Here is a 16,618-nt window from a genome sequence, read left to right as displayed (position 1 = left end):
GAGAAGGTACTTGGCTAACAGCCCGAGTCTTGCAAAACCCGGTCGAAGCACGGCGAAATTCGGCGATCTGCGCCGGCGAGCGATGTTCCTGCTCCTGGCGCTGATCGTCTATCGCATCGGCGCGCACATTCCCGTGCCGGGCATCGATCCGGATCAACTGGCTAAGCTGTTCCAGAGCCAGGCGGGCGGCATCCTGGGCATGTTCAACATGTTCTCGGGTGGCGCGCTTTCCCGCTTCACGATCTTTGCGCTGGGGATCATGCCGTACATCTCGGCGTCGATCATCATGCAGTTGCTGGCGATCGTTTCGCCGCAGCTCGAGGCGCTGAAGAAGGAAGGGCAGGCAGGGCAACGGAAGATCACGCAGTACACGCGGTATTTCACCGTGGTGCTCGCGACCTTCCAGGCATTCGGTATCGCGGCTGCGCTGGAAAACCAGCCGGGCCTCGTCACCGATCCCGGCATGCTGTTCCGTCTGACGACGGTCGTGACGCTGGTTACGGGCACGATGTTCCTGATGTGGCTCGGCGAGCAGATTACCGAGCGTGGTCTGGGCAACGGTATCTCGATCATCATCTTCGGCGGGATCGCAGCAGGGTTCCCGAATGCCGTAGGTGGGTTGTTCGAACTGGTGCGTACGGGTTCGATGAGCATCATTTCGGCGATCATCATCGTCGTTCTGATCGCCGCGGTGACTTACCTGGTCGTGTTCATCGAACGCGGTCAGCGCAAGATCCTCGTGAACTACGCGAAGCGTCAGGTCGGCAACAAGATCTACGGTGGGCAGTCGTCGCATCTGCCGCTGAAGCTGAACATGTCGGGCGTGATTCCGCCGATCTTTGCATCGTCGATCATTCTGTTCCCGGCAACGATTCTCGGCTGGTTCAGTACCGGTCAGCCGACAGGAAGCTGGATTTCCAATACGTTGCATAACGTTGCGGAAGCGCTGAAGCCGGGCCAGCCGGTCTACGTGCTGCTGTACACGCTGGCAATCGTGTTTTTCTGCTTCTTCTACACCGCACTGGTGTTCAACAGCAGGGAGACCGCGGACAACCTGAAGAAGAGCGGCGCGTTTGTTCCGGGCATCCGTCCGGGCGATCAGACCGCACGATATATCGACCGCATCCTCACGCGTCTGACGCTGGCCGGTGCGATCTACATCGTCTTCGTGTGTCTGCTGCCGGAATTCCTGGTGCTGCGCTGGAACGTGCCGTTTTATTTTGGTGGAACGTCGCTGCTGATCATTGTCGTCGTCACGATGGACTTTATGGCGCAGGTGCAGTCGTACGTTATGTCGCAACAGTATGAGTCGCTGCTCAAGAAGGCTAACTTCAAGGGCGGCAACATCCCGATGCGTTGAAAAGGACTATGGCCAAAGACGATGTAATCCAGATGCAGGGTGAGGTAATTGAAAACCTCCCGAATGCGACCTTCCGCGTGAAGCTGGAAAACGGCCATGTCGTGTTGGGGCATATTTCCGGGAAGATGCGGATGCACTACATCCGCATCCTGCCGGGCGACAAGGTGACGGTTGAATTGACGCCTTACGATCTGTCTCGTGCGCGGATCGTGTTCCGGGCGAAGTGATTTGAAAAAAGGGTATTATCATGAAAGTGATGGCATCGGTTAAGCGCATTTGCCGCAATTGCAAGATCATCAAGCGCAAAGGCGTCGTTCGCGTGATCTGCAGCTCGGATCCGCGCCACAAGCAGCGCCAAGGCTGACCGCGCGTTTGTTTGCGCTTTTTGTTTGAGGAAAAACAATGGCTCGTATCGCAGGGGTTAACATCCCGAATCACCAGCATACCGAGATCGGCCTGACGGCTATCTTCGGTATCGGCCGCACCCGTTCGCGCAGCATCTGCGTGGCAGCTGGCGTCGATTTTTCGAAGAAGGTCAAGGATCTGACCGACGCAGACCTGGAAAAGCTGCGTGAAGAAGTAGGCAAGTTTGTCGTCGAAGGCGATCTGCGCCGTGAAGTGACGATGAACATCAAGCGCCTGATGGACCTCGGTTGCTACCGTGGCGTCCGTCATCGCAAGGGCCTGCCGATGCGCGGTCAGCGTACGCGTACGAACGCACGTACCCGCAAGGGTCCGCGTCGTGCAGCGCAAGCGCTGAAGAAGTAAGCGGAACTGACAGTTACAGGAAAACGTAATGGCTAAGGCTTCGAACACCGCGGCGCAACGCGTTCGCAAGAAGGTTAAGAAGAACGTCGCTGAAGGCGTGGTTCACGTTCACGCGTCGTTCAACAACACGATCATCACGATCACCGATCGCCAAGGCAACGCTCTGGCATGGGCGACGTCGGGCGGTCAGGGCTTCAAGGGCTCGCGCAAATCGACGCCGTTCGCTGCTCAGGTCGCAGCCGAGTCGGCTGGCCGCGTCGCGATGGAATACGGCGTGAAGAATCTGGAAGTGCGGATCAAGGGCCCGGGCCCGGGTCGCGAGTCGGCAGTGCGCGCACTGCACGGCCTCGGCATCAAGATCACCGCGATTTCGGACGTCACCCCGATTCCGCACAACGGCTGCCGCCCGCCGAAGCGTCGTCGTATCTAAGGATGTGCTGGCACGTTCGTGCTAGCGCATTGCCTGTCGCCGCTCAGCGTCGACGGGCGTTGCTTTTTTGATTGACTAAGCCCACCGTTCGCCCCAAAGGGAGCGGACTAGCGCGGATTTCGATCCGCGTGACTGATTGATAAAGGAATGCAAAGTGGCACGTTATATCGGCCCCAAAGCCAAGCTTTCCCGCCGTGAAGGCACCGACCTGTTCCTGAAGAGCGCACGCCGCTCGCTCGCCGACAAGTGCAAGCTCGACAGCAAGCCGGGTCAGCACGGCCGTACCTCGGGCGCACGTACGTCCGACTACGGTACGCAGCTGCGCGAGAAGCAGAAGGTCAAGCGTATCTACGGCGTGCTGGAACGTCAGTTCCGTCGCTACTTCGCTGAAGCCGATCGCCGCAAGGGCAACACGGGTGAAAACCTGCTGCAACTGCTCGAGTCGCGCCTCGACAACGTCGTGTATCGCATGGGCTTCGGCTCGACCCGCGCTGAAGCGCGTCAGCTGGTGAGCCACAAGTCGATCACCGTGAACGGCGTCGTTGCAAACGTCCCGTCGCAGCAAGTGAAGGCAGGTGACGTCGTCGCGATTCGCGAAAAGGCGAAGAAGCAGGCGCGTATCGTCGAAGCGCTGTCGCTGGCCGAGCAAGGCGGCATGCCGAGCTGGGTTGCAGTCGATGCGAAGAAGTTCGAAGGCACGTTCAAGCAGATGCCGGAACGCGCTGAAATCGCAGGCGACATCAACGAAAGCCTGATCGTCGAATTGTATTCGCGTTAATCCGATTGACGGCCGAGGTACCCCGATTGCGTTGCGCAAGGACGGGCCTCGGCTGTTTATTTTCTGGTTGTTACCGGTCAGCCTTATCGGTGTAACGAGCCGAGGGTATTGAAAAGGAAAGCCCATGCAAACCAGTTTGCTGAAACCCAAGATCATCGCCGTGGAATCGCTGGGCGAGAACCACGCGAGGGTGGTCATGGAACCGTTCGAACGCGGTTACGGCCACACCTTGGGCAATGCGCTTCGCCGCGTGCTGCTGTCGTCGATGGTGGGCTACGCGCCGACCGAAGTCACGATCGCAGGCGTGGTGCACGAGTACTCGACGCTGGATGGCGTGCAGGAAGACGTCGTCAACCTGCTGCTGAACCTGAAGGGCGTGGTGTTCAAGCTGCATAACCGTGACGAAGTGACGGTTACGCTGCGCAAGGAAGGTGAAGGCGTCGTGACGGCCGGCGATATCGAGCTGGCTCACGATTGCGAAGTCATCAACCCGAATCACGTGATTGCGCACCTGTCGAAGGGCGGCAAGCTCGACGTTCAGATCAAGATCGAAAAGGGTCGCGGCTACGTGCCCGGCAACGTCCGTCGCTACGGCGAAGACACGGCCAAGATCATCGGCCGCATCGTCCTCGACGCATCGTTCTCGCCGGTTCGCCGCGTGAGCTACGCTGTCGAAAGCGCGCGTGTCGAGCAGCGTACCGACCTCGACAAGCTCGTGATGAACATCGAGACGAGCGGCGTGATCACGCCGGAAGAAGCGATCCGCCAGTCGGCCCGCATCCTGGTCGACCAGTTGTCCGTGTTCGCGGCGCTGGAAGGCACGGAAACGGCAGCCGAAGCGCCGTCGCGTGCACCGCAGATCGATCCGATCCTGCTGCGTCCGGTGGACGATCTCGAGCTGACGGTTCGTTCGGCGAACTGCCTGAAGGCCGAGAACATCTACTACATCGGCGACCTGATCCAGCGCACGGAAAACGAGCTGCTGAAGACGCCGAACCTCGGTCGCAAGTCGCTCAACGAGATCAAGGAAGTGCTCGCTTCGCGCGGTCTCACGCTGGGCATGAAGCTCGAGAACTGGCCGCCGGCTGGTCTCGACAAGTAAGCCCGGTCGTAGCCTGGCTATAGCCGTAGTTGGCAAAGATGCGGATTTTCCTTTAAAATCCGCATCTTGCTTTTTTTCGTTACCGGCCCGTGCGCCCTCCGAGGTGCGATAGAAGAGCTGGACCAAAACTTTGAATCAAGGAAACTGAAATGCGCCATCGTCATGGTCTGCGGAAACTGAACCGCACGAGCAGCCACCGTCTGGCTATGCTCCGTAACATGTCCAACTCGCTGATCGAGCACGAAGTCATCAAGACGACGCTGCCGAAGGCGAAGGAACTCCGTAAAGTCGTCGAGCCGCTGATCACGCTCGGCAAGAAGCCGTCGCTGGCAAACCGTCGCTTGGCGTTCAACCGCCTGCGCGATCGTGACTCGGTCGCGAAGCTGTTCGACGTGCTCGGTCCGCGTTTCGCGAACCGTCCGGGCGGCTACCTGCGCGTGCTGAAGTTCGGCTTCCGCGTGGGCGACAACGCACCGATGGCACTGGTCGAACTGCTCGACCGTCCGGAAGTCGACGAAACGGAAAACGTGCAAGAAGCCGAGTAAGCTTCCGGTACGCAGCAGGATCAGAAAGGGGCCGAGCGTTTTGCTTGGCCCTTTTTGTTTTAGAGATGCCGGCTGCGATCGATTGTCGCAGGCCGGTGCCGGCAGCGGCGCGCGGGCTGCGCTACGATACGGGGCAACCGGTGCGGTCGCCGAGCGGGTTGCCGGCGCCGGCAGGAGCCGGCAGACCAGTGAGGAGGGCGCGGATGATAGTGGTGCTGATGCTGACGACGGTACCCGATGCGGCGACGGCTGCGGTGCTGGCCGACGGCGCGCTCGACGCGCGCCTTGCCGCGTGCGTGTCGGAGCTCGGTGCGATCAAGTCGCGCTATCACTGGCAGGGCAAGGTCGAAACGGCCGACGAGATCCAGTTGCTGTTCAAGACGAGCCCCGTGCGGGCGCTCGAACTGGAGCGATTTATCCTCGCGCATCATCCTTACGAGACGCCCGAAATCGTCTCGTGGCAGGCGACGGCATCGGCCGCGTATGCCCAGTGGGTGACCGGCGAAACTCAACGTCTATTTCATGTTTAACGGTATGGCGCTTTCGGTGCGCGTGCGTGCGCTGCGGTTTGTTGCGGTCCTGTTGTCGTTCGTGCTCGTGCTGGGCGGCCTGTCCGTCGCGCGCGCGGCCGACGATTTCCTCGATCCGGCGGTTGCGTTCAAGTTCAGCGCGAGCGAAGCGCCGGGACAAGTGGACGTGCGTTTCAAGATCGCCAACGGCTATTACATGTACCGCGAGCGGTTCGCGTTCGCGGTGAAGAGCGGTCAGGCGACGCTCGGCGAACCGCAATTCCCGGCCGGCCACGTGAAATTCGACCAGACGTTCCAGAAGAACGTCGAGACCTATCGCGACGAAGTCGTCGTTCACGTGCCGGTGAAGCAGGCAGCCGGGCCGTTCGAACTCGCGGTGACGTCGCAAGGGTGTGCGGACGAAGGGATCTGTTATCCGCCGGCCGAGCACGTGATGAAGGTCGATGGCGCCGCGCTCGGCGCCGCATCGTCGTCCGGCGATACGGCTGTCGCGGGCAACTGGTTCGACAAGGTCACGAGTGCGGATTTCGCGCAGTCGCTGCTCGAAGGCCACGGCTTCTTCACGATCGTCGCACTCTATTTCGTCGCGGGTGTCGTGCTGAGCCTCTTGCCGTGTTCGTACCCGATGATTCCGATCGTGTCCGCGATCATCATCGGCCAGGGCACGCGTGCGACGCATGCACGCGGCTTTGCGCTGTCGCTGACCTACGTGGTCGGCATGGCGCTGGTCTACACGGTACTCGGCATCGCGGCCGCGCTGGTCGGCCAGAGCCTCGGCGCATGGCTGCAGAACCCGTGGGTACTCGGCGCGTTCGGCGTGCTGCTGACCGCGTTTGCGGTGTCGCTGATCTCGGGCAAGGACATCGCGCTGCCGGCGCGCTGGCAGAACGGCGCGGCCGAGGCATCGAGCGCGCGCCAGGGCGGCCACTTCGTCGCGGTTGCAGTAATGGGCGCGTTGTCGGCGCTGGTCGTCGGCGCGTGCATGACGGCGCCGCTGTTCGCCGTGCTCGCTTTCATCGCGCACACCGGCAATGCGTGGCTCGGCGGCGCGGCGCTGTTCGCGATGGGGCTGGGGCTCGGCGTGCCGCTGCTGGTCGTCGGCGTCGGGGCCGGGACGGTGCTGCCGCGCGCAGGTGCGTGGATGGACGGCGTCAAGGTGTTCTTCGGCATCGTGCTGCTCGCGGCCGCGCTGTGGATCGTGTGGCCGGTGCTGGCGGCCGGGCTGAAGATGGTGCTCGCGGCGTTGTGGCTGCTGATCGCGGCCGCGGCGCTCGGCCTGTTCACGCCGAATGCCGGTGCTGCGTCGGTGTGGCGCCGCCTGGGCCGCGGCGTGGGCGCCGCGCTCGCGATCTGGGCAGCGACGTTGCTCGTCGGCCTGGCCGCGGGCTCGACCGATCCCGTCAAGCCGCTGGCCGTGCTCGCGGCGCGTACGGTGGCGTCCGGCGGTGCGGCTGCTGCTGGCGCGGCTGCCGCGCAGGACGGCCCGGCGTTCGCCCCGGTGCGCTCCAGCGGCGAACTCGACGCGCTGCTGAAGACGTCGGGCCGGCCCGTGATGCTCGACTTCTACGCCGACTGGTGTGTTAGCTGCAAGGAGATGGAGCATCTGACGTTCACCGACGCGCGCGTGCAGGCGCGGCTCGCGCAGCTTCACCTCGTGCGCGCGGACGTCACCGCGAACAATCCGGACGATCAGGCGCTGCTCAAGCGCTTCAACCTGTTCGGGCCGCCGGGCATCATCTTCTTCGATCGCCACGGCAACGAGATCGGCCGCGTGGTCGGCTATCAGGGGGCCGACACGTTCCTGCGCAGCCTCGATCGGGCGGCCGTTCCGACGGCATGACGGCGGCCAGCCGACGCGAACTGGCGAACGGAAGCTTCCGGGCTGGCTGACGGTCTCGATCGACGGTCAACGAAAAACGGCGGAACACCGAGGTGTCCCGCCGTTTTTGCTGGTGCAGATGGCGCGCGATCAGCGCTGCGCTTTCAGCAGACGCGCGGCATCGAGCGCGAAGTACGTGAGCACGCCGTCAGCGCCTGCACGCTTGAACGCGAGCAGCGATTCGAGCACGACCTTGTCGTGGTCGAGCCAGCCGTTCATCGCGGCCGCCTTCAGCATCGCGTACTCGCCGCTCACCTGGTACACGTAGGTCAGGAAGCGGAACTCGTCCTTCACGCGGCGCACGATGTCGAGATACGGCATGCCGGGCTTGACCATCACCATGTCGGCGCCTTCGTCGATGTCGAGGCGCACTTCGCGCAGCGCTTCGTCGCTGTTCGCCGGATCCATCTGGTAGGTCATCTTGTTACCCTTGCCCAGATTGGATGCCGAACCGACCGCATCGCGGAACGGGCCGTAGAACGCCGATGCGAACTTCGCCGAGTAGGCCATGATCCGCGTATGAATATGGCCGTCGCTTTCCAGCATCTCGCGGACCGCGCCGATGCGGCCGTCCATCATGTCCGACGGCGCGACGATGTCGACGCCGGCTTCTGCCTGCGCACGCGCCTGGTCGACCAGGATCTCGATCGTGTCGTCGTTGATCACGTAGCCGTTTTCGTCGAGCACGCCGTCCTGGCCGTGGCTCGTGTACGGATCGAGCGCGACGTCGGTCAGCACGCCGAGTTCGGGGAAGCGCTTCTTCAGCTCGCGCACGGCGCGCGGGATCAGGCCTTCCGGATTGGCCGCTTCGCGGCCGTCGGGTGTTTTCAACGACGGCTCGATGGCCGGGAACAGCGACAGCACGGGCACGCCGAGTTCGACGCACTGTTCGGCGACGTGCATCAGCAGATCGACCGACACGCGCTCGACGCCGGGCATCGACGGGACTGGCTGGCGTTCGTTGGTGCCTTCGACGACGAACACCGGATAGATCAGATCGTCGGTGGTCAGGCGGTTTTCGCGCATCAGGCGGCGAGAGAAGTCGTCGCGGCGCATCCGGCGCGGACGATGAAGCGGATGGAAGCTCATGGCGATTTGGCAGAAATCAGGGCAAGAAGGACCTTACGGAACCCTTAGGTCATTTTCGAGATCGTTGGTATATGATAGCGATCGAGCGGTACGCGTTGCGTGCAGCTCCCCGCTTCTCCTCCCTGAGCGGGTGCCTGTCGTTTTTCGATTAGGCTGTTTGACCCGCCGTTCGACGGCGGGTTTTTTTATGAGCCGGCCGAATCCGCAGGTGCCGTCAGGTGCGCACAGCCGATCCCAGCCGCGCGTTGCCCGCTCATTGTGCTACAGGCTCGCTTTTTTCGTCGGCGACGGACGGCCGCAGCCAGCTCTCAATCAGTTCATGGGCCTCGTCGAGCCCCGTGCGCTTCAGCGCCGAGAACAGCTGGACCGTCAGCTTGCCCTGCACGCCCTGGTCGCGATACGCGTCGAGCCCCTTCTGCGTATTGCGCAACGCGTTGATGCTTTCCTGGCGCGTCAATTTGTCGCACTTGGTCAGCAGCGTGTGGATCGGCTTGCCGGTCGGCGCGAACCACTCGATCATGCGTCGATCGAGATCGGTCAGCGGACGGCGCGAATCCATCATCAGGATCAGGCCGCAAAGCTGCGAGCGCGTCGCCAGATAGGACGACAGCAGCATTTCCCAATGTGCCTTCGCGGCGCCGGGCACTTCCGCATAGCCGTAGCCGGGCAGGTCGACGAGGTTCGCGACGGGCTCGGCGGCCGGGCCGACGGAGAAGTAGTTGATATGTTGCGTGCGGCCGGGCGTCTTCGACGCGAAGGCCAGCCGCTTCTGGTTGCAGAGCACGTTGATCGCCGTCGACTTGCCGGCATTCGAGCGGCCCGCGAACGCGATTTCCGGCTGAACCGTCGGCGGCAGGTCGCGCAGATGGTTGACGGTCGTGTAGAAGCGGGCTTGATGGAGCAGAAAGGCCATGGGAACCGGAAGGACGGGCGGCGCGAGCCGCTTGGTGGAGGCGGGGTAGCCCCGATAGGCGCGGGAGCTTTCAACACGATATTGTACAATACGACGGTTTTACCGAAGGCCACCGGGCGCCTGCCTCGCGCTTTTATGTGGCTTCTGCGGTAGACTGGACGCCGTCGTTTTTTGCAGAACCTCAAATTCCCACAAGACGAAACAGGGTGTGCGAATGAATCGACTGTGCAAGTCTCTGATGGTGCTTCAGGTTGCAGCAGGGTTCGTAGGTTTCGTAGCGGAGGCAAACGCGGCAGATGCGGCCAAGCCGGATCTCGACCGCGGCAAGGCGATTGCCGGGCAGGTTTGCGCGTCGTGTCACGGCGCCGACGGCAATAGCGCGTCGGGCAGTTTCCCGAAGCTTGCCGGCCAGCATCCCGAATATCTGGTCAAGCAGTTGAACGACTTCAAGACGCAGCCGGGCGCGAAGGGGCCGGTGCGGAACAACGCGGTGATGGTCGGATTCGCGAGCGCGTTGAGCGCGGACGACATGCGCAACGTCGCCGCGTACTACGGGTCGCAGACGACGAAGCTCGGTACCGCACGCGATGCGGCGACCGTGCCGGTCGGCCAGAAGATCTATCGAGGCGGCATCGCGGAAAAGGGCGTACCCGCCTGCGCGAGCTGCCACGGCCCGACGGGGCAGGGAATCCCGGTCCAGTACCCGCGTCTGTCGGGGCAATGGGCCGATTACACGGTCGCGCAGTTGACCGCGTTCCAGCAGGGTGCCGGTGCGCGCAACAACAACGAGGCGATGCATCAGATCGCGTCGCGGCTGTCGGATACCGAGATCAAGGCCGTCGCGGATTACATCGCGGGCCTGCGTTGAGCGGTCGGCCGCGAATGGAATGACCGGGCGCCCGAAGGGCGGCCGGAGTCAGAACAAGAAAAGGGTGGGGCGCCGCGCCGTCGCGGTTGCCTCGCCCTTCTTTTTTGTCGGCACTCGCCGGGCCGAGCCGGGATGGAGCGGCTTGCCGGCGATGGGGGCTGCGCCCCCGAAGCGAACATAGTGAGCGTGGGGGCTGTTTCCCCTTAGTCGGAGTTTGAATGAGCGTTACCACGTCGGGGTTGCAGTCGAAGTCGAGCCAGGGTGCATCGAAACGCGCGGTCGAGCTGCTGAGCTCGATGCGCTTCGCGATCGCGCTGCTGGTGGTGCTGTCGATTGCGAGCATCATCGGCACGGTCCTGACCCAGGACGATCCATATCCGAACTACGTGAACCAGTTCGGGCCGTTCTGGGCGGACATCTTCCGCTCGCTCGGCCTGTACAACGTGTACAGCGCGTGGTGGTTCATGCTGATCCTGATCTTCCTCGTCGCGTCGATCTCGCTGTGCGTGATCCGCAACGCGCCGAAGATGCTCGCCGATGCGAAGAGCTGGAAGGACAAGGTCCGCGAGGGCAGCCTGCGCGCATTCCACCACAAGGCCGAGTACACGGCGTCCGGCACGCGCGCGAGCGTCGCGACCACGCTCGCCACGTTCGTCACGAAGGCCGGCTACAAGCACGTCGTGCGTGAAACCGACGGCGCGACGCTGATCTCCGCGAAGCGCGGTGCGATGACCAAGTGGGGCTATATCTCCGCGCACCTTGCGATCGTCGTGATCTGTATCGGCGGCCTGCTCGACAGCAACCTGCCGATCAAATTCCAGATGTGGATGTTCGGCAAGAGCCCGGTCAACACGAGCGCGACGATCAGCGAGATCTCGCCCGACCATCGCCTGTCCGCGTCGAACCCGACGTTCCGCGGCTATGCATGGGTGCCGGAGGGCCAGTTCGTGTCGACCGCGATCCTGAACCAGCCGAGCGGCTCGCTGATTCAGGATCTGCCGTTCTCGATCCAGCTCGACAAGTTCATCGTCGATTACTACACGACGGGCATGCCGAAGCTGTTCGCGAGCGACATCGTCGTGATCGATCGCGAGACCGGCCGGAAGATCCCGGCGCGGGTCGAGGTCAACAAGCCGTTCACGTACAAGGGCGTGTCGATCTACCAGTCGAGCTTCCAGGACGGCGGCTCGCAGATGCAGATGACGGCCTATCCGATGACGGGCAGCCACGCGGCGACCGTCCCCGTGAAGGGTACGATCGGCAGCTCGGCGCCGCTGCAGGTTCCGGGCGCCGACGGCGACACGATTGAGTTCTCCGATTTCCGCGCGATCAACGTCGAGAACATGGCCGACGCGACCGGCAAGCCCGACGTGCGCGGCGTCGCGACGACGAGCTCGCTGAAGGAAGTGTTCGACGAGCGGCTCGGCTCGGGCGCGAAGACGTCGAAGCCGACGCAGCTCCACAACATCGGCCCGTCGGTGCAGTACAAGATTCGCGGCAAGGACGGCCAGGCGCGCGAATTCAACAACTACATGCTGCCCGTTGACATGAACGGCGAGCGCGTGTTCCTCGCCGGCGTGCGCGCGAGCCCGAACGACCCGTTCCGCTATATGCGGATTCCGGCCGACAGCCAGGATTCGATCGGCGAATGGATGCGCCTGCGCGCCGCGCTCGAGGATCCGGCCGTGCGCACGGAAGCCGCCGCACGCTTCGCGCAGCGCTCGCTGCCGGGCGACGCGTCGCTGCGTGGCCGTCTGCAGGACAGCGCATCGAAGGTACTGACCCTTTTTGCGGCAAGCGACGACAGCATCGGTCGCGGAGCAGACGGCCAGCCGGTCGGCGGCTTCCAGGCAGTGGCGACCTTCATCGACCGCTCGGTGCCGAAGGGCGAGCAGGAGAAGGCTGCGAGCCTGCTGCTGCGGATGCTCGAGGGCTCGATGTGGGAGGTCTGGCAGATCGCCCGCGAGCGTGCCGGCGAGCCGGCGGCGCAGCAGGGCACCGACACGATCCGCTTCGTGCAGAACGCGATCAATGCGCTATCCGACAGCTTCTTGTATGGATCGCCGGTCTATTTGCAGCTTGACTCGTTCAAGCAGGTGCAAGCTTCGGTATTTCAGTTGACGCGCGCACCCGGCAAGAATCTGGTGTATCTTGGCAGCCTGTTGCTGGTCGCCGGCATCTTCTCGATGTTCTACGTGCGCGAGCGGCGACTCTGGTTCTGGCTGAAGGACGCCGGTTCGGGCGTCGATGTGGTGATGGCAATGTCCACGGCCCGCAAGACCTTCGATTTCGAGAAAGAATTCGTGCAGACGCGCGACGCGGCCGGCGCCGCCTTGCGCGCCGCACCTCGCGACGCCGCGCCCGCCGGTGCGGCTTCGACGGCCCGCCCGCCTGCCGGCGGCGGTTCCGATTCCGAGAATTCCACCCGGTAACATCATGGATCTCACGCAAGTTTCCTCTTCCCGTACGGCGTCGGCTGCGGCGCAGGCATCGTCGCCGCTGTTCGACGACCGTCCGTTCCTCGCGCGCCTGTCGCTGTTCGACTGGCTGTTCGCACTGGCGCTGGTGGCGGGCGCGGGCTATGCGCTCGTGCACTACAACGCGCACATGGATTACTACGACAAGGCGGTGATGATCGGCACCGTGCCGGCGCTCGTCGCGCTCGGCTGGCGCTGGAAGCCCGCGCGGCTGATGATGGCGTCGATCGCCGTGCTGTCGCTGCTGTCGATCCAGATCTACCAGGGCGATCTCGCCCGCGCCGATTCGGCGTTCTTCCTCAAGTATTTCCTGTCGAGCCAGTCGGCGATCCTGTGGATGAGCGCGCTGTTCGTGCTCGCGACGATTTTCTACTGGATCGGCCTGCTCGCCCGCTCCGAAACGGGCGCCGCGATCGGCCAGAAGCTCACGTGGGTTGCCGTGCTGATGGGCTTCACGGGGTTGATGGTGCGCTGGTACGAGTCCTACCTGATCGGTGCGGATGTCGGGCACATCCCCGTGTCGAACCTCTATGAAGTGTTCGTGCTGTTCAGCCTGATCACCGCGCTGCTTTATCTGTATTACGAAGGCCACTACGGCACGCGCTCGCTCGGCGCGTTCGTGCTGCTGGTCATCAGTGCGGCGGTCGGCTTCCTGATGTGGTACTCGGTCGCGCGCGATGCGCAGCAGATCCAGCCGCTCGTGCCGGCACTGCAAAGCTGGTGGATGAAGATCCACGTGCCGGCGAACTTCATCGGCTACGGCAGCTTCGCGCTGTCGGCGATGGTGTCGGTCGCGTACCTGATGAAGGAGCGCGGCGTCCTCGCCGATCGCCTGCCGACGCTGGAAGTGCTCGACGACGTGATGTACAAGTCGATCGCGGTCGGTTTCGCGTTCTTCACGATCGCGACGATCCTCGGCGCGCTGTGGGCGGCCGAGGCGTGGGGCGGCTACTGGAGCTGGGATCCGAAGGAAACCTGGGCGCTGATCGTGTGGCTGAACTACGCGGCGTGGCTGCACATGCGGCTGATGAAGGGCCTGCGCGGTGCGGTGGCCGCGTGGTGGGCACTTACCGGCCTGCTGGTCACGACGTTCGCGTTCCTCGGCGTCAACATGTTCCTGTCCGGGCTGCACAGCTACGGCAAGCTGTAAGGTTTCCGCCGCTCGTCCGACCATATGACCGCCGGTGCACTGCGTGCCCGGCGGTTTTCTTTTGTAACGGGCGGGCGAACCGGGCGTCGAACGGCGCGTGACGGGCCGGGTCGAACGCTCATGAAGCATGCGCGCCGCGCATGCGGGAGGAGCTGCACGATGTGGATCAAACGCCCTTTGCGTAACGTACTGACCGGCGCGGATATCGCGCCGAGCGAGATCACCCCGCGCGCGGTGTTCGAGAACCGGCGGCGCGTGCTGCAGGCAGCCGGCCTCGCGGCCGCAGGCGGCCTGTTCGGCGCCAGCGGCGCGGCGCTTGCCGCGTATGCGTCGCCCGATTCGCGGGCGGCGAAGCTCGCGGCAAAAACGAACCCGACATTCGTCGCCATCGACAAGGTGACGCCGTTCAAGGACATCACGTCCTACAACAACTTCTACGAATTCGGCACCGACAAGAGCGATCCGGCGCAGAACGCCAGCACGCTGCGGCCGCGCCCGTGGCGCGTGAGTGTCGAAGGCGAGGTGCAGCACCCGAAGGTGTTCGATCTCGACGAGTTGCTGAAGCTCGCGCCGCTCGAGGAGCGCGTGTACCGGCTGCGCTGCGTCGAGGGCTGGTCGATGGTGATTCCGTGGATCGGCGTGCCGCTGTCCGAGCTGATCAAGCGCGTGCAGCCGACCGGCAACGCGAAATACGTGCAGTTCGTCACGCTGGCCGATCCGTCGCAGATGCCGGGCCTGTCGACGCCCGTGCTCGACTGGCCGTATTCGGAAGGGCTGCGCATGGACGAGGCGATGAATCCGCTGACGCTGCTGACGATGGGCGTCTACGGGCAGGTGCTGCCGAACCAGAACGGCGCACCGGTGCGGATCGTCGTGCCGTGGAAGTACGGCTTCAAGAGCGCGAAGTCGCTCGTGAAGATCCGCTTCGTCGACAAGCAGCCGAAGACGAGCTGGAACACGTACGCGGCGAACGAATACGGCTTTTATTCGAACGTGAACCCGAATGTCGATCATCCGCGCTGGAGCCAGGCGACCGAGCGGCGCATCGGCGAGGACGGCTTCTTCACGCCGAAGCGCAAGACGCTGATGTTCAACGGCTACGGCGATCTGGTCGCATCGATGTATCAGGGCATGGACCTGAAGAAGAATTTCTGAGTGCGACCGTGAGAAACGACATGCCTCCTTCGACGCTCACGTCCGCCCGCGCCGCGGGCGAAGGGCCGCTCGCGCGCACGGCGCGGGCCGGTGCGATCCGTCCCGCCGCGCCGCGTTGGCTCGCACCGGCCAAGGTGCTGGTGTTCGCGGCCGGCCTCTATCCGCTCGCGCGCATCGCGCTGTTCGGGCTGACCGATCGGCTCGGCGCGAACCCGATCGAGTTCGTCACACGCTCGACGGGTTTGTGGACGCTCGTCCTGTTGTGCATCACGCTTGCCGTCACGCCGATGAGGCGCATGACGGGTTTCGCGCCGCTGCTGCGCTTTCGCCGGATGATCGGGCTGTTCGCGTTCTTTTACGCGACGCTGCATTTCACGACCTACCTGTGGTTCGACAAGTGGTTCGACGTCGTCGCGATCCTGAAGGACGTCGGCAAGCGTCCGTTCATCACGGTCGGCTTCGCGGCGTTCGTGCTGCTGATTCCGCTCGCCGCGACGTCGCCGCGCGCGATGGTGCGCCGGCTCGGTCGCCACTGGGCGACGCTGCACAGCGCGATCTACGCGATCGCGCTGTTCGGCGTGCTGCACTTCTGGTGGATGCGGGCCGGCAAGCACGATCTCGCGCAGCCGAAGCTCTACGCGGCGATCGTCGCCGCGCTGCTCGGCTGGCGACTGGTTGCGTGGGGATGGCGGCGCGTGCGCGCATGACGGGGCGGCCCGGAAAAAACGAAAGGCGATGACCGAATGGTCATCGCCTCGTTTCGAGCGCCGCGCGGGCGGCAGCGCGGCGTTACTTCGTGGCGGCCGGGCCCGATGCCGGGGCGGGCAGCGTCGATGCACTGCTCGACAACTCGGGCGACAGCGTGAGCGGCGAGCCGGATGTGTCGGGCATCTCGTCGGACGACGCGTTTTCGTCGGTCGGTTTCACGTCCGACGGCGGCGTGTCCTGTTGCTGGATCGGCTTGGGCATCGGAGGCACGGTGGGCAGATAGAGCGCGCCGCTTTGACCGCAGCCGGCAAGAATCGCCAAAGCCGCTACAATCGCGCTCATCCGGAAAACGACTCGCATGATCGTCCCTGAACAATTTAACCGATAGAGTTTAGCATGTCCGATACTGAATACCTGGCCCGTGCAGAGGCCGTGCTGGCGGCCGTCGAGCGTACCGTGGACGTCGCGAACGACGGCGATCACGACATCGACCTGGAGCGCAACGGCAGCGTGCTGACGCTGACGTTCGAGAACGGCTCGAAGATCATCGTCAACCTGCAGCCGCCGATGAAGGAGGTGTGGATTGCCGCGAAGGCGGGCGGATTCCACTACCGTTTCATCGACGGCGCATGGCGCGATACGCGCACGGGCACCGAATTCTTCGCGGCGCTCACCGAGTACGCGACCCAGCAGGCCGGCCTGCCGATCACGTTCAGCGCGTGACGGCCGGGGCGCTGGCCCCCAACGTCGTGCCCAACGAAAAAGCGCCCCGCGGGGCGCTTTTTTCATGTGTGCGCCCAGCATGGGCGCATTCCTGCGGGTGGAAGTCCCGCCATAAGCTGATCACGGCAAATGAAGTGAAGCGC

19 protein-coding genes are annotated in these 16,618 nt (G+C 63.7%); 16 read left to right on the top strand and 3 right to left on the bottom strand.

Going from position 1 to position 16,618, the window contains the following annotated elements; all coding sequences use genetic code 11:
- The first annotated feature begins 10 nt into the window (after nt 1-10).
- The 10 genes from secY (at nt 11) to dsbD (ending at nt 7,353) form a co-directional block, all read left to right on the top strand.
- Complete coding sequence (gene secY, locus WS89_RS10945; RefSeq protein WP_006482915.1) at nt 11-1,360, top strand: preprotein translocase subunit SecY; 1,350 nt, start codon at nt 11-13, stop codon at nt 1,358-1,360.
- Between the two features lie 8 nt (nt 1,361-1,368).
- Complete coding sequence (gene infA / locus WS89_RS10940) at nt 1,369-1,587, top strand: translation initiation factor IF-1 (RefSeq protein ID WP_004521905.1); 219 nt, start codon at nt 1,369-1,371, stop codon at nt 1,585-1,587.
- 20 nt (nt 1,588-1,607) lie between these two features.
- Nucleotides 1,608-1,724: a 50S ribosomal protein L36 gene (rpmJ, locus tag WS89_RS10935; RefSeq protein WP_004199844.1), complete on the top strand. Its 117-nt coding sequence runs from the start codon at nt 1,608-1,610 to the stop codon at nt 1,722-1,724.
- A 38-nt stretch (nt 1,725-1,762) separates the two neighbouring features.
- Nucleotides 1,763-2,128, top strand: a complete 366-nt coding sequence (gene rpsM, locus WS89_RS10930; RefSeq protein WP_006400641.1) for a 30S ribosomal protein S13 — start codon at nt 1,763-1,765, stop codon at nt 2,126-2,128.
- Nucleotides 2,129-2,156: 28 nt separating this feature from the next.
- Nucleotides 2,157-2,558, top strand: coding sequence for a 30S ribosomal protein S11 (gene rpsK / locus WS89_RS10925; RefSeq protein ID WP_004197937.1), 402 nt, complete (start codon nt 2,157-2,159; stop codon nt 2,556-2,558).
- Between the two features lie 154 nt (nt 2,559-2,712).
- Entirely contained in the window at nt 2,713-3,336 is a 624-nt protein-coding gene (gene rpsD / locus WS89_RS10920; RefSeq protein ID WP_006477177.1) for a 30S ribosomal protein S4, read from the top strand.
- 124 nt (nt 3,337-3,460) lie between these two features.
- Entirely contained in the window at nt 3,461-4,438 is a 978-nt protein-coding gene (locus WS89_RS10915; RefSeq protein ID WP_006477176.1) for a DNA-directed RNA polymerase subunit alpha, read from the top strand.
- Nucleotides 4,439-4,587: 149 nt separating this feature from the next.
- Nucleotides 4,588-4,983: a 50S ribosomal protein L17 gene (gene rplQ / locus WS89_RS10910; RefSeq protein WP_006477175.1), complete on the top strand. Its 396-nt coding sequence runs from the start codon at nt 4,588-4,590 to the stop codon at nt 4,981-4,983.
- A gap of 203 nt (nt 4,984-5,186) precedes the next feature.
- Nucleotides 5,187-5,513, top strand: a complete 327-nt coding sequence (cutA, locus tag WS89_RS10905) for a divalent-cation tolerance protein CutA (RefSeq protein ID WP_059790970.1) — start codon at nt 5,187-5,189, stop codon at nt 5,511-5,513.
- Complete coding sequence (gene dsbD, locus WS89_RS10900; protein WP_059790968.1) at nt 5,506-7,353, top strand: protein-disulfide reductase DsbD; 1,848 nt, start codon at nt 5,506-5,508, stop codon at nt 7,351-7,353. Before cutA ends, dsbD begins: the two co-directional genes overlap by 8 nt.
- Nucleotides 7,354-7,482: 129 nt before the next feature.
- On the opposite strand, the gene hemB is transcribed toward dsbD, so the two are convergent.
- Together hemB and yihA are read right to left on the bottom strand one after the other, a co-directional pair.
- Nucleotides 7,483-8,481, bottom strand: a complete 999-nt coding sequence (gene hemB, locus WS89_RS10895; RefSeq protein WP_059790966.1) for a porphobilinogen synthase — start codon at nt 8,479-8,481, stop codon at nt 7,483-7,485.
- Between the two features lie 253 nt (nt 8,482-8,734).
- Nucleotides 8,735-9,394: a ribosome biogenesis GTP-binding protein YihA/YsxC gene (yihA, locus tag WS89_RS10890; RefSeq protein ID WP_034209737.1), complete on the bottom strand. Its 660-nt coding sequence runs from the start codon at nt 9,392-9,394 to the stop codon at nt 8,735-8,737.
- A gap of 214 nt (nt 9,395-9,608) precedes the next feature.
- Between yihA and WS89_RS10885 the strand changes: the two genes are divergently transcribed.
- From WS89_RS10885 to msrQ, 5 genes are all read left to right on the top strand, one after another.
- Complete coding sequence (locus WS89_RS10885; RefSeq protein ID WP_011546640.1) at nt 9,609-10,262, top strand: c-type cytochrome; 654 nt, start codon at nt 9,609-9,611, stop codon at nt 10,260-10,262.
- 218 nt (nt 10,263-10,480) lie between these two features.
- Complete coding sequence (locus WS89_RS10880; RefSeq protein WP_059790964.1) at nt 10,481-12,694, top strand: cytochrome c biogenesis protein ResB; 2,214 nt, start codon at nt 10,481-10,483, stop codon at nt 12,692-12,694.
- A gap of 4 nt (nt 12,695-12,698) precedes the next feature.
- On the top strand, nt 12,699-13,889 hold the full coding sequence (ccsB, locus tag WS89_RS10875) for a c-type cytochrome biogenesis protein CcsB (protein WP_059790962.1): 1,191 nt from the start codon (nt 12,699-12,701) through the stop codon (nt 13,887-13,889).
- Between the two features lie 159 nt (nt 13,890-14,048).
- Entirely contained in the window at nt 14,049-15,044 is a 996-nt protein-coding gene (gene msrP / locus WS89_RS10870) for a protein-methionine-sulfoxide reductase catalytic subunit MsrP (protein WP_059790959.1), read from the top strand.
- Between the two features lie 20 nt (nt 15,045-15,064).
- The gene (gene msrQ, locus WS89_RS10865) at nt 15,065-15,751 is read left to right on the top strand and encodes a protein-methionine-sulfoxide reductase heme-binding subunit MsrQ (protein WP_059790957.1); all 687 of its coding nucleotides are present in this window, start codon (nt 15,065-15,067) and stop codon (nt 15,749-15,751) included.
- An 82-nt stretch (nt 15,752-15,833) separates the two neighbouring features.
- Here the strand turns inward: msrQ and lptM are convergent, their stop codons facing one another.
- A complete protein-coding gene (lptM, locus tag WS89_RS10860; protein ID WP_059790955.1) occupies nt 15,834-16,112 on the bottom strand; it encodes an LPS translocon maturation chaperone LptM in 279 nt (92 codons plus the stop codon).
- A gap of 36 nt (nt 16,113-16,148) precedes the next feature.
- Between lptM and cyaY the strand changes: the two genes are divergently transcribed.
- Complete coding sequence (cyaY, locus tag WS89_RS10855; RefSeq protein ID WP_059499766.1) at nt 16,149-16,475, top strand: iron donor protein CyaY; 327 nt, start codon at nt 16,149-16,151, stop codon at nt 16,473-16,475.
- Nucleotides 16,476-16,618 lie beyond the last annotated feature (143 nt).

It is taken from the genome of Burkholderia sp. MSMB1072, assembly GCF_001524725.1.
In the GTDB taxonomy this organism is placed as follows: domain Bacteria; phylum Pseudomonadota; class Gammaproteobacteria; order Burkholderiales; family Burkholderiaceae; genus Burkholderia.
The sequence above is the reverse complement of the archived record's forward strand: the minus strand, read 5'-3'. Positions and strand labels throughout refer to the sequence as shown.

Bases quoted from the DNA above. Each gene is read 5' to 3' on its own strand.
- infA (WP_004521905.1), top strand. From the start codon at position 1,369: ATGGCCAAAGACGATGTAATCCAGATGCAGGGTGAGGTAATTGAAAAC.
- rpmJ (WP_004199844.1), top strand. From the start codon at position 1,608: ATGAAAGTGATGGCATCGGTTAAGCGCATTTGCCGCAATTGCAAGATC.
- rpsM (WP_006400641.1), top strand. From the start codon at position 1,763: ATGGCTCGTATCGCAGGGGTTAACATCCCGAATCACCAGCATACCGAG.
- rpsK (WP_004197937.1), top strand. From the start codon at position 2,157: ATGGCTAAGGCTTCGAACACCGCGGCGCAACGCGTTCGCAAGAAGGTT.
- WS89_RS10915 (WP_006477176.1), top strand. From the start codon at position 3,461: ATGCAAACCAGTTTGCTGAAACCCAAGATCATCGCCGTGGAATCGCTG.
- rplQ (WP_006477175.1), top strand. From the start codon at position 4,588: ATGCGCCATCGTCATGGTCTGCGGAAACTGAACCGCACGAGCAGCCAC.
- cutA (WP_059790970.1), top strand. From the start codon at position 5,187: ATGATAGTGGTGCTGATGCTGACGACGGTACCCGATGCGGCGACGGCT.
- dsbD (WP_059790968.1), top strand. From the start codon at position 5,506: ATGTTTAACGGTATGGCGCTTTCGGTGCGCGTGCGTGCGCTGCGGTTT.
- hemB (WP_059790966.1), bottom strand. From the start codon at position 8,481: ATGAGCTTCCATCCGCTTCATCGTCCGCGCCGGATGCGCCGCGACGAC.
- yihA (WP_034209737.1), bottom strand. From the start codon at position 9,394: ATGGCCTTTCTGCTCCATCAAGCCCGCTTCTACACGACCGTCAACCAT.
- WS89_RS10885 (WP_011546640.1), top strand. From the start codon at position 9,609: ATGAATCGACTGTGCAAGTCTCTGATGGTGCTTCAGGTTGCAGCAGGG.
- WS89_RS10880 (WP_059790964.1), top strand. From the start codon at position 10,481: ATGAGCGTTACCACGTCGGGGTTGCAGTCGAAGTCGAGCCAGGGTGCA.
- ccsB (WP_059790962.1), top strand. From the start codon at position 12,699: ATGGATCTCACGCAAGTTTCCTCTTCCCGTACGGCGTCGGCTGCGGCG.
- msrP (WP_059790959.1), top strand. From the start codon at position 14,049: ATGTGGATCAAACGCCCTTTGCGTAACGTACTGACCGGCGCGGATATC.
- msrQ (WP_059790957.1), top strand. From the start codon at position 15,065: ATGCCTCCTTCGACGCTCACGTCCGCCCGCGCCGCGGGCGAAGGGCCG.
- lptM (WP_059790955.1), bottom strand. From the start codon at position 16,112: ATGCGAGTCGTTTTCCGGATGAGCGCGATTGTAGCGGCTTTGGCGATT.
- cyaY (WP_059499766.1), top strand. From the start codon at position 16,149: ATGTCCGATACTGAATACCTGGCCCGTGCAGAGGCCGTGCTGGCGGCC.